This is a genomic window from Thermodesulfovibrio hydrogeniphilus, assembly GCF_054657355.1.
On record NZ_BAAHYW010000001.1, the window covers coordinates 365,859 to 378,919 of the forward strand.

At 37.5% G+C, this 13,061-nt stretch carries 13 protein-coding genes; 10 read left to right on the forward strand and 3 right to left on the reverse strand.

Features of this window, described 5'->3' with window-relative positions:
- Nucleotides 1–150 (reverse strand): hypothetical protein, encoded by a 150-nt coding sequence (locus ACYQ3P_RS01875; protein WP_460176260.1) that lies wholly within the window; start codon nt 148–150, stop codon nt 1–3.
- 706 nt (nt 151–856) lie between these two features.
- On the opposite strand from ACYQ3P_RS01875, the gene hisG reads away from it, so the two are divergent.
- The 6 genes from hisG to ACYQ3P_RS01905 are packed head-to-tail and all read left to right on the forward strand — an operon-like array spanning nt 857 to nt 5,233.
- The gene (gene hisG / locus ACYQ3P_RS01880; RefSeq protein WP_460176261.1) at nt 857–1,735 is read left to right on the forward strand and encodes an ATP phosphoribosyltransferase; all 879 of its coding nucleotides are present in this window, start codon (nt 857–859) and stop codon (nt 1,733–1,735) included.
- A gap of 14 nt (nt 1,736–1,749) precedes the next feature.
- A complete protein-coding gene (gene rplU / locus ACYQ3P_RS01885) occupies nt 1,750–2,064 on the forward strand; it encodes a 50S ribosomal protein L21 (protein WP_460176262.1) in 315 nt (104 codons plus the stop codon).
- A 3-nt stretch (nt 2,065–2,067) separates the two neighbouring features.
- The gene (rpmA, locus tag ACYQ3P_RS01890; protein ID WP_460176263.1) at nt 2,068–2,337 is read left to right on the forward strand and encodes a 50S ribosomal protein L27; all 270 of its coding nucleotides are present in this window, start codon (nt 2,068–2,070) and stop codon (nt 2,335–2,337) included.
- Nucleotides 2,338–2,385: 48 nt separating this feature from the next.
- A complete protein-coding gene (obgE, locus tag ACYQ3P_RS01895) occupies nt 2,386–3,387 on the forward strand; it encodes a GTPase ObgE (RefSeq protein ID WP_460176264.1) in 1,002 nt (333 codons plus the stop codon).
- Nucleotides 3,384–4,481: a glutamate 5-kinase gene (proB, locus tag ACYQ3P_RS01900; RefSeq protein ID WP_460176265.1), complete on the forward strand. Its 1,098-nt coding sequence runs from the start codon at nt 3,384–3,386 to the stop codon at nt 4,479–4,481. Before obgE ends, proB begins: the two co-directional genes overlap by 4 nt.
- A complete protein-coding gene (locus ACYQ3P_RS01905) occupies nt 4,481–5,233 on the forward strand; it encodes a carbon-nitrogen family hydrolase (RefSeq protein ID WP_460176266.1) in 753 nt (250 codons plus the stop codon). Before proB ends, ACYQ3P_RS01905 begins: the two co-directional genes overlap by 1 nt.
- A gap of 4 nt (nt 5,234–5,237) precedes the next feature.
- Here the strand turns inward: ACYQ3P_RS01905 and ACYQ3P_RS01910 are convergent, their stop codons facing one another.
- Nucleotides 5,238–5,540, reverse strand: coding sequence for a nucleotidyltransferase domain-containing protein (locus tag ACYQ3P_RS01910; RefSeq protein WP_460176267.1), 303 nt, complete (start codon nt 5,538–5,540; stop codon nt 5,238–5,240).
- Nucleotides 5,533–5,943, reverse strand: coding sequence for a nucleotidyltransferase substrate binding protein (locus tag ACYQ3P_RS01915; protein WP_460176268.1), 411 nt, complete (start codon nt 5,941–5,943; stop codon nt 5,533–5,535). Before ACYQ3P_RS01915 ends, ACYQ3P_RS01910 begins: the two co-directional genes overlap by 8 nt.
- Nucleotides 5,944–6,419: 476 nt before the next feature.
- Between ACYQ3P_RS01915 and ACYQ3P_RS01920 the strand changes: the two genes are divergently transcribed.
- The 4 genes from ACYQ3P_RS01920 (at nt 6,420) to ACYQ3P_RS01935 (ending at nt 12,843) form a co-directional block, all read left to right on the forward strand.
- A complete protein-coding gene (locus tag ACYQ3P_RS01920; RefSeq protein ID WP_460176269.1) occupies nt 6,420–6,992 on the forward strand; it encodes a TetR/AcrR family transcriptional regulator in 573 nt (190 codons plus the stop codon).
- 156 nt (nt 6,993–7,148) lie between these two features.
- Nucleotides 7,149–8,294 (forward strand): efflux RND transporter periplasmic adaptor subunit, encoded by a 1,146-nt coding sequence (locus ACYQ3P_RS01925; RefSeq protein ID WP_460176270.1) that lies wholly within the window; start codon nt 7,149–7,151, stop codon nt 8,292–8,294.
- Nucleotides 8,294–11,425, forward strand: coding sequence for an efflux RND transporter permease subunit (locus ACYQ3P_RS01930; protein ID WP_460178032.1), 3,132 nt, complete (start codon nt 8,294–8,296; stop codon nt 11,423–11,425). The genes ACYQ3P_RS01925 and ACYQ3P_RS01930 overlap by 1 nt, the downstream gene beginning before the upstream one ends.
- Entirely contained in the window at nt 11,422–12,843 is a 1,422-nt protein-coding gene (locus tag ACYQ3P_RS01935) for an efflux transporter outer membrane subunit (protein WP_460176271.1), read from the forward strand. The genes ACYQ3P_RS01930 and ACYQ3P_RS01935 overlap by 4 nt, the downstream gene beginning before the upstream one ends.
- The last annotated feature ends 218 nt before the right edge of the window (nt 12,844–13,061 follow it).

Below are 13,061 nucleotides of genomic sequence, written 5' to 3' on the forward strand. Positions count from 1 at the left end.
TCAGCCTGCGTTATAACAATTGAAAAACTGAACCCAAAAATAGCGATAGAAATTCAATAATTGGTATAACCATTTGAAAATTAAGTATTTTTTGCTGTCATTGCGAGCATCCGAAGGATGCGAAGCAATCTCTTTGAAGGGAAAAGGCAAGATTGCTTCCTCCTCGCTTCGCTCGCAATGACGGAGAGGGGGTATCCTCGCAATTACGGAGAGGTGTTCACCATCCACCATCCACGAATCACCATTCACCAGTTAGAGACTGCTTCGCCTCCTTCGGAGGCTCGCAGTGACGATGTTGTGGATTGCCACGCTATCGCTCGCAACAGGGGGCTCGCAGTGACGAGTGTCTATCTCTATTTTTCGGCTGAATCTTTATAACTTTGTAAAATCATATTGATGGAGGTAAAACATTAGGTATAAAGTAATAATAATTATGTTCCAGAATACAAAGAATATGTTATAGATGTCCCTGAATTAATAGGATATATGAGCCAGTGTAAAATAAAAAAATTGTAATATGCCTTTGTTTTTTGGAACATTATGAATACGAACTTTTGTTTTTATAAAAAAAGTTATTTGGGGTGAATTTTGTCTGAAAAGGCAAATTTCAAATTAATTAATAGGTAAAAAACTATGGAAAAATGGATAAAGAAGAGCTTGAATTAATAGACAAGGGAAAAAATAGGAGGACACATAGAGTATAATTTTCATAAAAATTGTCCTAAAATAAGGTCAAACTTCTTCTGCCTGTTTTCTCTTTATATTTTTGGGCTTGTTTTTTCAAAAGTTGACTGAAATTTCAAAAAGTTTTTAAACTATAATTTCTGTATATTTTAAAAAGGAGGTCTTTTATTAAATGGGAGATAAGATTTTAAAGATGGGGTTACCAAAGGGAAGCTTACAAGAGTCAACACTTAAGCTATTTAAAAAGGCTGGTTTTAATATACATGTATCCCATAGGTCTTATTATCCTTTTATAGATGACGAGGAAATATCATGTATGCTTCTTAGGGCTCAGGAGATTCCAATATATGTTGAGGAAGGCTATCTTGACTGTGGGTTAACAGGATATGACTGGATACTTGAGCAGAATGTTGATGTTGTTGAGGTTGCTGAATTGAGATATGCAAAAGAGGGTTTTAGACCTGTTAGATGGGTTATTGCTGTTCCTGAAGACTCTCCCATAAAGACAATTGAAGATTTACAGGGCAAAAGAATAGCTACTGAGTTGATGGGTTTCACGAAAAGATATTTAAAATCTAAAGGAATAAAGGCTGATGTATATTTTTCATGGGGAGCAACAGAGGTAAAGCCGCCATACCTTGCGGATGCTATTGTTGACCTAACCGAAACAGGCACCTCACTTAAGGCAAATAAACTTAGAGTTATTGAAACGATATTAGAGTCAACAACACGATTTATCTCAAACAAGAATGCATGGAGAGATTCCTGGAAAAAGAAAAAAATGCAGGATATTTCAATGCTTCTTCAAGGAGCTCTTTTAGCAGAGGAAAAGGTTGGACTTAAAATGAATGTGCCGAAGGATTCTTTAAAAAGAGTTTTAAGTTTGTTAAATTCTTTGCACTCTCCAACAATATCTCAGCTATATGATGAAAATTGGTATGCCCTTGAAGTTATAATAGATGAGAAAAAGGTAAGGGAAATTTTACCAAAGCTTAAAGATGCTGGAGCATCTGGTTTTGTAGAATATCCATTGAATAAAGTAATTCCATAGGGAGGTGATTTTTTATGTATGCAGTTATAGAAACTGGAGGCAAACAGTATAAGGTAAAGGCAGGAGATGTTTTAAAAGTAGAAAAGCTTAATTTGAAGGCTGGTGATGAGGTTGTCTTTGACAAGGTTTTATTTGTAAAATCTGAGACTGGATTAAAAGTTGGAAATCCCTATATTGATGGACTAAAAGTAAAGGCTGAAGTAATTGATGAGGCAAAGGATGATAAGGTTCTTGTCTACAGACCTGCTTCTAAAAAGGCTGTGAGAAGACTAAGAGGACATAGGCAGTGGTATACTAAAGTAAAGGTAAAAGAAATTATAGGAGGTTAAAAAATGGCACATAAAAAAGGCGTTGGTTCCTCAAGAAACGGAAGGGACAGTAAAGCAAAAAGACTTGGAGTAAAAAGGTTCGGTGGACAGTTTGTAAAAGCTGGAAATATACTTGTAAGACAACGCGGAACAAAGATTCATCCGGGAGCAAATGTTGGTGTTGGCTCTGATTATACTCTTTACGCTCTTATTGATGGTGTAGTAAAATTTGAGAGAAAAAACAGGGAAAGAATTAAGGTAAGCGTTTATCCACTTACTCAGCCTGCCCAATAAATTTTTATAGCGGATAGTCTATTGACTATCCGCTTTTACCTTCCTTCAATGAAATTCGTTGACTATGTAAAAATATATGTTAAAGCAGGTGATGGCGGAAGAGGATGTGTAAGCTTCCGAAGGGAAAAGTATGTTCCTAAGGGTGGTCCTGATGGAGGAGATGGTGGAAAAGGAGGAGATGTAATAATTCAAGCCTCTTCAGACCTTCATACACTTCTTGATCACAAATATCAAAAAACCTATAAAGCCGAAAGAGGAGAACACGGAAAAGGCAGTAATATGAAGGGAGCGGATGGTGAGGATTTGATTATAAAAGTTCCTGTTGGCACTGTTGTAAAGGATGCAGAAACAGACGAAATTCTTGCAGACCTTGATGAAGAAGGAAAATCAGTAGTTGTTGCAAAGGGAGGAAAAGGGGGACTTGGCAATGCTCATTTTGCCACTCCAACAAATCAAGCTCCAAGATATGCTCAGCCAGGAGAAAAAGGACAAGAGCGATGGATTATTCTTGAGCTTAAACTTTTGGCAGATGTTGGACTAATTGGACTTCCGAATGCAGGAAAGTCAACTCTTATCTCTGTAATTAGTTCCGCAAGACCCAAAATTGCTGACTATCCTTTTACTACTTTGTCACCTGTATTAGGCTTAGTCAAATATGGAGATTATAAAAGCTTTGTAGTGGCTGATATTCCCGGATTAATTGAAGGAGCTCATAGGGGAGCAGGACTTGGGCATCAGTTTTTAAGGCATGTTGAGAGAACTCGTCTATTGCTACATCTTGTTGATGTCTCTGATATACTTGAATCAGACCCTGTGGATGATTTTGAAAAAATTCAAAAAGAACTTGTTCTTTATAATCCTGCTTTGTTAGAAAAACCAATAGCAGTTGTGGGAACAAAGATTGATTTAGCCTATGAGGGAAAAAGACTAAAAAGGCTTAAGACTTACTGTGAGCAAAAGGGACTTGATTTTTTTGCAATAAGTGCAGTAAAAAGAGAAGGGATTGATAAATTATTAGAATATCTGGCAGATAGAGTAGGTGAAAAATGAGATTAGTTGTAAAAATAGGAAGTAATCTTTTAACAGACAAGATGGGAAGAATCAATCAAAGAAGAATACATTCCTTTGCAAAGGAGATTTCTGAGTTGACTGATAAAGGCATAGAAGTTGTTATGGTCTCTTCTGGTGCAATTGCCTCTGGCATGAAGAAATTGGGACTCAAGAGCAAACCAAAGGAAATAAGAAAAAAACAGGCAACTGCTGCGGTTGGACAGCCTTTGCTTATGTGGATGTATGAGAAGTATTTTTATAGATACAAAAAAAATGTTGCCCAGATTCTTCTGACAAGGGATGACCTTAGTGACAGAGAAAGATACATAAATGCGAAAAATACTATACTCACCCTTCTTGAAATGAAAGTCGTTCCTATAATTAATGAAAATGATACCGTTGCAACCGATGAAATAAAATTTGGAGACAATGATCAGCTTGCAGCTCTGGTTTCAGGGCTTATTGAGGCTAATTATCTAATAATTTTATCGGATGTAAAAGGGCTTTATACTTCTGATCCTAAGAAGGACCCCACTGCAAGAATAATAAAGCATGTAAAAGAATTTTCAAAGGAAATTGAAATGCTTGCTAAGCCAACATCAACGGGATTTGGCACAGGTGGAATGTATTCTAAGGTTCTGGCTGCAAAAAAGGCAACTTCCTTTGGAATTCCTGTTCACATTATTAGCGGCAGAAACTATGGCAATATTAAAGCAGTTCTTGAAGGAAAAGAAATCGGTACATATTTTGAGCCTGTTAAGGAGAGGGTTACCTCCAGAAAAGGCTGGATAGCCTATGCCACAAGGGCTAAGGGAAATATTTACATTGATGAGGGAGCTGTTAAAGCACTGATAAAAAACGGAAAAAGTCTTCTTCCTTCAGGAATAAGAAAAGTGGATGGTGAGTTTGATGTCGGTGATGCGGTTTACTGTATTGATGAAAAAGGCGAGAGGATAGCAAAGGGGCTTGTTAATTATTCTTCTTGCGAGATAAAGCTAATCAAAGGCAAAAAATCATCTGAAATTGAGAAAATTCTCGGTTATAAGTATTCAGACGAAGTAATCCACAGAGACAATCTTGTTATTTTGGCTTAATGAAGATTGCAATCGCACAGTTTGATATTATCTGGAAAAACCCATCAGAAAACTTAAAAAAAATTGAAAAAATTGCCCTTGAAGCCTCAGCCTCAGGCAGCAATCTATTAGTGTTGCCTGAAGCATCAACAACAGGCTTCTGCATGGAAGATATTAAAATTGATGAGGATAATGAATACACAGAGAAGTTTTTTATGAAACTCGCATCTGAATTAAACATAAATATCATTGCAGGATATTTTTTACTTAAAAATAACAAAAAGCAAAATGTGGCAAAAGTTTTCTCTCGGAACGGTGAAGTGTTATCATCCTATTCAAAAATCCATCTTTTTTCGCTTTTAGAGGAGCATAAACATTTCTCTGCAGGAGATTCTCCTGTTTTGTTCAATATTGAAGATTTTTGCTGTAGCGTTTTTATCTGCTATGACCTTAGATTTCCAGAGTTATTCAGAAAAGTTATTCCTAAGGCAGAAGTTATCTTTGTGCTTGCTAATTGGCCCTCATCAAGAGCTGAGCATTGGAGTTGTCTTCTACGGGCAAGGGCAATAGAAAACCAGTGTTACATTGTCGGAGTCAATAGAGTTGGAAAAGACGGGAATGGCTTGGAGTATGCTGGTGGCTCGGCAGTTTATGGACCATTTGGGGAGACCTTATTAATGACTGATAACAGGGAGAGTATTTTTTATTGCGAGATAAATCATGAATATCTGCTTGATATTCGCAGAAGATTTCCATTTTTGAATGATTTATAAGCATTCATTCGTGAATTATTTCTGTCCCAACTCTTTTTATGTGTTCCTTAACCGCATCATCTAAAAGTTCATAATGAGTTAAATCTATTGAGTAAATCGTATTTATTTCTTCAATTTGATCAAGAATTTTTAGATATTCAGAAAAATCAAGTTCAGGCGCAACAATTGCTATGTCAATGTCTGAACCTTTCTTATAATTTCCTTTCGCCCTTGAACCATAAATGTACATCTTTAATACTTTCGGATTAGAAAAAACTATCTTTTTAATTTTTTCTACAAGCTCTGTAGGTATGCCAAAATTATACATTTTCTTTTATTTCTCTAAATCCTCTCAAAAGCTTTTCAAATTCTGGATAGAATTTATTGAGGATATTTCCAATTACTTTTTCAGCCACAGCTGTATTATATGTATGAGCAGTTAAATTTCTTGCAGATATCATTTCAGACCACACATCAGCATTCTCTATTAACTCATATTTAAAAGCTTTTTTTATAGCATCTCTTGCTCCTCTGATCTCTGAAATACCTTGATACTCAAGATAATCCTTTAAAAGATTCCAAGCAAGCTCATATGTATATTCAAAGGCTTGAATTAAACCTTGTTTTTCAAGCTCACTAAGTTCTCTTTTTTTAGATAAATCTACAGCATCTTTTAGCTGTAACAAAGCTCTTTCATAATTATTAAATCTTTGCATCCACCTGATATCCATGATTTATTTTATCATATCTTTGGAAAGAGTAATTTGAAATACAAGTTTCTATCTTAATTTTTTCTGACTTACCCGAAAAATAGAGATAGACACTCGTCACTGCGAGCACCCTGTTGCGAGCGATAGCGTGGCAATCCACAACATCGTCACTGCGAGCCCCTCGATGGGGCGAAGCAGTCTCTAATTGGTAACTGGTGAATGGTGATTCGTGGATGGTGGATGGTGAACACCTCTCCTTAATTGCGAGGATATCCCCTCTCCGTCATTGCGACTCCAAGCGAAGCGAGGAGGAAGCAATCTTGCCTTTTCCCCTTCAAAGAGATTGCTTCGTATCCTTCGGATGCTCGCAATGACAGCAAAAAATACTTAATTTTCAAATGGTTATACCAATTATTGGATTTCTATCGCTATTTTTGGGTTTTAACTTGATATTTGACTTTTTATTTTTTTATCTGCTAAACTGAACATTAGTTCACATGAACAGGCGTTCAGCAGAAGAAACTAAAAAAAGAATATTTCAATCAGCCATTAAGGTTTTCTCCCAGTATGGTTACAACGGAGCTACAATGAGGATGATTGCGAAGGAAGCTGGATTGAGTGTGGGAGCTGTTTATCTGTATTTCAAAGACAAAGAAGAGCTATCCCTATTTTTGCTTAAGGAAAAAATATCAGAGATTGAAAACAGAATAAAAGAAGCATTGCAAGGCACAAGCTCTCCTCTGGAGGCTTTAAAAATATACTTAAAAACTTCTTTTCAGTTTGCAAGAGAAAACAGAGAGCTTATCATAATGCACAGCAGGGAACAGGGATTCACATTTGGTCTGGAGATTAAGAGGGAGTTTTTCAAAAAGGAGATGGAGCTTCTGAAGAGACTTATAAATGAGGGTATTAAGGCTGGCGATTTTAGAGATTGTAATCAAGAGGAAGTTGCAAAGTTAATTATGATGCTAATAAGGGGCTATGTTCTCTCTGTTGTTGTGTCTCCCGAGAATCTTTTAGATGAAAATGCTTGCTTTGAAATTATTTTAAATGGTCTTTTAAAGACCTAAATTAAGCGATTTGTTATAAAACATTTGTTAACCTGTCATTGCGAGCCTGCTGTTAGGCAGGTGTGGCAATCTCATAAAAAAAGCGGGATTGCTTCGCTACGCTCGCAATGACGCTTGAGAATCACACAATTTAGGAAAGAATAAAGAGGTGTGAAGATGGATGTAAAAAGAGCGTTTGTCTTAATTTTAATTTTATTAGTTCCTATAGTCTCAGCATGCGAAAAGAAAAAACCTCAAATGCCAATGTCTCCAGAGGTATCTGTTATAAAAGTTGAAACTGAGGAAGTAGTGCTTACAACAGAGCTTCCGGGAAGAACATCTCCTTACAGAGTAGCAGAAATAAGGCCTCAGGTAAGTGGAATTATTCTCAAAAGATATTTCACAGAAGGAGGTAATGTTAAGGCTGGAGAAGTCTTGTATTTGATTGATCCTGCACCATACAAGGCAACTTATGATAATGCAAAAGCAGCACTTTCAAGGGCTGAGGCAACTCTTCAATCAGTGAAGGCAAGATATGAACGTTATCAGGAGCTTATAAAGGTTAATGCTGTAAGCAAGCAGGAATACGACGATGTAAAGGCACAGTATGAGCAAACTCTATCAGAAATTGAAGCACTCAAGGCACAGGTAAGGCAGGCACAGATAAATCTTGGATATACAAAAATAACTGCTCCAATATCAGGCAGGATTGGTAAATCAAATGTTACAGAAGGTGCTCTTGTAACTGCTTATCAGGCTCAGGAGTTAACAAAAATTCAACAGCTTGACCCTATTTATGTGGACATCCCTCAGTCAACAAAGGAATTGAGAGAACTTGAAAAAAGACTGAAGCAGGGAAGGATTAAATATGCAGGGAAAGAGCAAAATAAGGTAAAAATTGTTTTAGAAGATGGCTCTGAGTATCCACTTGAAGGAATTTTGCAGTTTAAAGATGTAACCGTTGATCCTACAACAGGCTCAGTAACACTCAGGGCAATATTTCCAAATCCAAAGGGGATTTTACTTCCAGGAATGTTTGTAAGGGCTATAATTCGTGAGGGAATAAATAAGCAGGCTATTCTTATTCCCCAGCAGGCAGTTTTTCGCGATCATAAGGGAAATCCTTTTGTATATTTAGTTGACAAAGAAAACAAAGTCATCCAAAGACCTATACAAGTTGACAGGGCAATAGGTGATAAGTGGCTTGTTACAGAAGGGCTTCAACAGGGAGAACTTGTGGTAGTTGAAGGAGTTCAAAAAATAATGATGATGCCCGGAGTTCCTGTTAAAGCTGTTCCATATAATCAACAAAAGGTGAAATGATGCTTTATAAATTTTTTCTTGACAGACCTGTTTTTGCTTGGGTTATTGCTATTGCAATAATGGGAGCAGGTGCTCTTGCAATATATAATTTACCTGTTGCCCAGTATCCATCACTTGCTCCACCTTCAATCTATATTCAGGCAACCTATCCCGGTGCTTCTGCTGAAACAGTTGAAAACAGTGTAACGCAAATCATTGAAGAAAAAATGACAGGCTTGGATAGAATGATTTATATGTCTGCGACAAGTGATTCATCAGGAACCTGCAGAATTGAGCTAACCTTTGAACCCGGAACAGACCCTGACCTTGCTTGGGCAAAGGTGCAAAACAAGCTTCAACTTGCCATGCCAAGCCTTCCTGAGGCAGTACAAAAAACAGGAATAAGCGTAGGTAAAGCAACAAGAAACTATCTTTTGATAGTATCCCTCATCTCAGAGGATGGAAGGCTTGATGCTTATGATTTAAGAGACTATCTAAAGTCAAATGTAGAAAAGGTTCTTGCAAGGATTGAAGGTGTCGGAGAAGTTGAAACTTTCGGATTTCCATATGCAATGCGCATATGGGTAGAACCTCACAAACTTGTAAGCTATGGACTTACTATTAGCGATATTGTCTCTGCCTTAAGAGCTTACAATGTTGAAGTCTCAGGTGGGCAGATTGGTGGAGCACCTGCAAAGGAAGGTCAGCGACTAAATGCACCAATAATTGTTCAGAGCATGCTTAAAGAGCCTCAGGAGTTTGCTTTAATTCCTGTAAGAGTAAATCCTGATGGTTCAACTGTAAAGATAAAAGATGTTGCAAGGGTTGAGATTGGAACAGATTATTACGACATAGAAGCTTTTTATAATGGAAAACCTGCAGCTGCTCTTGCAGTAAGACCTCTTCCCGGAGCAAATGCCCTTGATGTGGCTGACAAAGTTAAGAAAAAAATGGAGGAACTAAGTAGAAACTTTCCTGCAGGTGTCAAAATTGTTTATCCCTATGACACAACTCCATTTACAAAGGTTGCCATAAAAGAGGTCGTTAAAACACTTATTGAAGCCATTGTTCTTGTTTTTCTTATAATGTGGCTGTTTCTTGGAAGCCTTAGAGCCACAATTATACCAACCATCACTGTTCCTGTTGTGCTTTTAGGAACATTTGCAGTTCTTGGAATAGCGGGTTATTCAATAAACATGCTTACAATGTTTGCAATGGTTCTTGCAATAGGACTTCTTGTTGATGATGCTATTGTAGTTGTTGAAAATGTAGAGAGAATTATGCGTGAGGAAAAACTTCCCGTAAGAGAAGCAGTAATAAAATCAATGGATCAAATTGCAAGTGCTTTGATTGGAATAGGTGTTGTGCTATCTGCTGTTTTTGCTCCTATGGCTTTTTTCAAAGGCTCAACTGGAATAATCTATCGTCAGTTTGCAGTAACAATCATTTCAGCCATGCTTCTTTCTGTTTTTGTTGCCCTAACTCTCGCTCCTGTTCTTTGCGTAACATTTTTGAGGAGTCATTCTCCAGTCTCCCGTGAAAGGAAAAACATATTCTACTACTTCAATCTAATTTATGAGAAGTTTTATAATTTGTTTTTTAAGTCAAGATACATCTATACAAAAACTGTTGAAAACTCCTTCCACAAAGTTCCTGTTTACATTTTCATTTATATACTTATTGTTGCCTCTCTTGGTTTTATTTTGTTTAAGCTACCTACATCCTATCTACCTGATGAAGATCAGGGAATGATGCTTGCACAGGTTATGCTTCCCTCTGGAGCTACTCTGGAACAGACAAAGAATGTCTTGTCAGAGGTTGAAAACTATTTTCTTGAAAAAGAAAAAGATGCAGTTGACTCCATAATCACTGTTGCAGGAATGAGCTTTTCGGGAAGAGTTCAGTCTTCTGGGATGGCATTTATAAAGCTGAAAGACTGGCATCTTAGAGATAGCTCAAATTTAAGGGTAAAGGCTATTCAGCAAAGGGCTATGATGCATTTTTCTCAGAACAAGAAAGCTATGATATTTGTTTTCCCTCCTCCATCAATTATAGAACTTGGAAATGCCACAGGATTTGACCTTCAGCTGATGGATATGGGAGGTTTTGGGCATCAGAAGATGATGGAAATAAGAAACCAGTTTCTTTATCTTGCAAATCAGGATAATCGTTTGAAAAATGTAAGACCAAATGGACTTGATGATATACCTGAATACAAAGTTGATATAGACTGGGAAAAAGCAGGAGCACTTGGCATACCTATAACTTCAATTCATAACACTATTTCAGCTGCGTTTGGAAGCAGCTATGTAAATGATTTTATTAAGGGTGGAAGGGTAAAGAGAGTTTATGTTCAGGCAGATATTCCTTATAGAATGCTTCCAGAGGACTTGAATCGTCTATATGTGCGTAATAACGAAGGTAAAATGGTTCCATTTTCCTCTTTTGCCTCAGGTAGATGGATTTATGGTTCACCAAGACTTGAAAGGTACAATGGATTTCCTTCTCTGAATATATGGGGTGAGCCTGCGAAAGGATACAGCTCTGGTGAGGCTATGAAGGCTGTAGAAGAAATTATCTCTAAGCTTCCAAAGGGAGTTGGACATGCTTGGACAGGTTCTTCTTATCAGGAAAGACTTGCCACAGGACAGGCACCAATTCTTTATGCTTTTTCTATATTTGTTATATTTCTATGCCTTGCAGCCCTTTATGAGTCTTGGACAATCCCGATTACAAATTTAATATTGCTGCCAATTGGTATATTCGGTGCTGCATTGGCTACATGGCTTGCAGGACTTAGTAATGATATCTATTTTCAGATAGGATTTCTTGTAACTATGGGTCTTTCATCAAAGAATGCAATTCTTATAATTCAGTTTGCAAGGGATAAAATAAAGCAAGGAGAAGAGTTCCGTAGAGCAACTTTAGAGGCAGCAACGATAAGATATAGACCTGTTATTATGACCTCCCTTGCGCTTTTCTTCGGAATTCTACCACTTGCCATTGCAAGAGGAGCTGGCTCTGGAGCAATGAATGCAATTGGTGTTGCCATTGAAGGCGGAGTAATTGCAGGAACATTTGTAAGCATTGTATTTGTGCCTCTTTTCTTTGTGCTTGTTTTAAATCTATTTAAGGTTAAAACAGTAAAATGAGAAAAAGTATAAGCATAATCTTTATAGCCCTTTTTTTATCAGCCTGCACAATGATTCCAGAATACAAGAGACCATCTGCTCCTATTCCTTCAGAATGGCCCAAAGGTGATGCTTACAGTTCAATAAAACATGAAAGCGTTCCAAAGGCATTTGAGCTAAGCTGGAAAGAATTTTTACGAGATGATAAGCTTTGCCAAGTTATTGAAAAAGCTCTCAAAAACAACAGAGACCTTAAACTTGCTGCATTAAATGTTGAACAAGCAAGTGCCTATTATGGAATTCAAAGGGCAGAGCTATTGCCTGCATTAGATTTAAGTGGAACTGGTAGCAGAGAAAGAACGCCTGCTGAACTTTCTAATAGTGGCAAGGCTCAGATAAGTTCAAGATACAATGTTACTGTAGGAATTACTTCATGGGAGATTGACCTGTTTGGAAGACTGAGAAGTCTTGGTGAAATGGCTTTGGAGCAGTATTTTGCACAAGAGGAAAACTACAAGGCTGCAAAACTCTCTCTTATTTCAGCAGTAGCAACTGCATATTACACTTATGCAACGGACAATGAAAATCTAAAGCTTGCAAAGGAAACACAGAAAAGCCAGCAGAATATGTATGAGCTTATGATGAAGAGATATGAAGCTGGTATTATCTCTGAAATAGACCTTCACAGGGCAAAAACTCAGGTAGATATAGCAAGAGAGGCTGTTGCAAGGTACACACAGGCAGTTGCACAGGACAAAAACTTTCTTGACTTTCTTGTTGGTGAAATACTCCCAGATGAGCTTTTACCTGAAGGTTTGGAAAGCATAACTCCAGCTCAAGATATTTCTGTGGGACTGTCATCTGAAGTGTTACTCAGTCGTCCTGATGTCATGGCAGCAGAGCATATGCTTAAAGCATACAATGCACAGATAGGTGCCGCAAGGGCAGCATTTTTCCCAAGAATTTCCCTTACAACGGTTTTTGGAACAGCATCCAGAGAGCTTTCAGGGCTATTTGAATCTGGAACAAAGACATGGAAATTCCAGCCCTCTGCAGTAATGCCGATATTTGATGCAAGGGTTTGGGCTGCCCATCGGGCTGCAAAGGTTGAAAGGGAGATTGCTTTGACAAATTATGAAAAGGCAATTCAGAAAGCATTTAAAGAAGTTGCTGACACATTGGCAGTAAAAGGCACAATTGATGAGCAGATACAGGCAATTTCCTCTTATGTTAATTCACTTTCAGAAACATACAGACTTGCAAAAATAAGGTATGAAAATGGGGTTGACAGTTACTTAAGTGTGCTTGATGCTCAGAGAGCATTGTTTCAGGCACAGCAACAACTAAATAGTCTTAAGTTATCAAAACAGGCAAATCTTATTAATCTTTACAAAGTAATTGGCGGTGAATACAGTAAACGCATTTCAGAAAACAATTAAATATTCTATCCCACCCTACCCTAACTACTATTGTTTATCCTGAATTGTGAGATTTTATACAAAATCTTTGTTAGACTGCCAATGTGAATATAGTGAAACAAACTTTTTAGAGATTGCTTCGGCAGCCCTTCAGTCTGCCTCGCAATGCCCACCCTTTTCGTCATTGCGTTCCTCTCCCCGTCATTGCGAGCGAAGCGAAGCAATCTCCTCTCCCTTCT

What these genes read in the sequence shown, in the direction of transcription:
- hisG (WP_460176261.1), top strand. Translation starts at nt 857, where the DNA reads ATGGGAGATAAGATTTTAAAGATGGGGTTACCAAAGGGAAGCTTACAA.
- rplU (WP_460176262.1), top strand. Translation starts at nt 1,750, where the DNA reads ATGTATGCAGTTATAGAAACTGGAGGCAAACAGTATAAGGTAAAGGCA.
- rpmA (WP_460176263.1), top strand. Translation starts at nt 2,068, where the DNA reads ATGGCACATAAAAAAGGCGTTGGTTCCTCAAGAAACGGAAGGGACAGT.
- obgE (WP_460176264.1), top strand. Translation starts at nt 2,386, where the DNA reads ATGAAATTCGTTGACTATGTAAAAATATATGTTAAAGCAGGTGATGGC.
- proB (WP_460176265.1), top strand. Translation starts at nt 3,384, where the DNA reads ATGAGATTAGTTGTAAAAATAGGAAGTAATCTTTTAACAGACAAGATG.
- ACYQ3P_RS01905 (WP_460176266.1), top strand. Translation starts at nt 4,481, where the DNA reads ATGAAGATTGCAATCGCACAGTTTGATATTATCTGGAAAAACCCATCA.
- ACYQ3P_RS01910 (WP_460176267.1), bottom strand. Translation starts at nt 5,540, where the DNA reads ATGTATAATTTTGGCATACCTACAGAGCTTGTAGAAAAAATTAAAAAG.
- ACYQ3P_RS01915 (WP_460176268.1), bottom strand. Translation starts at nt 5,943, where the DNA reads ATGGATATCAGGTGGATGCAAAGATTTAATAATTATGAAAGAGCTTTG.
- ACYQ3P_RS01920 (WP_460176269.1), top strand. Translation starts at nt 6,420, where the DNA reads ATGAACAGGCGTTCAGCAGAAGAAACTAAAAAAAGAATATTTCAATCA.
- ACYQ3P_RS01925 (WP_460176270.1), top strand. Translation starts at nt 7,149, where the DNA reads ATGGATGTAAAAAGAGCGTTTGTCTTAATTTTAATTTTATTAGTTCCT.
- ACYQ3P_RS01930 (WP_460178032.1), top strand. Translation starts at nt 8,294, where the DNA reads ATGCTTTATAAATTTTTTCTTGACAGACCTGTTTTTGCTTGGGTTATT.
- ACYQ3P_RS01935 (WP_460176271.1), top strand. Translation starts at nt 11,422, where the DNA reads ATGAGAAAAAGTATAAGCATAATCTTTATAGCCCTTTTTTTATCAGCC.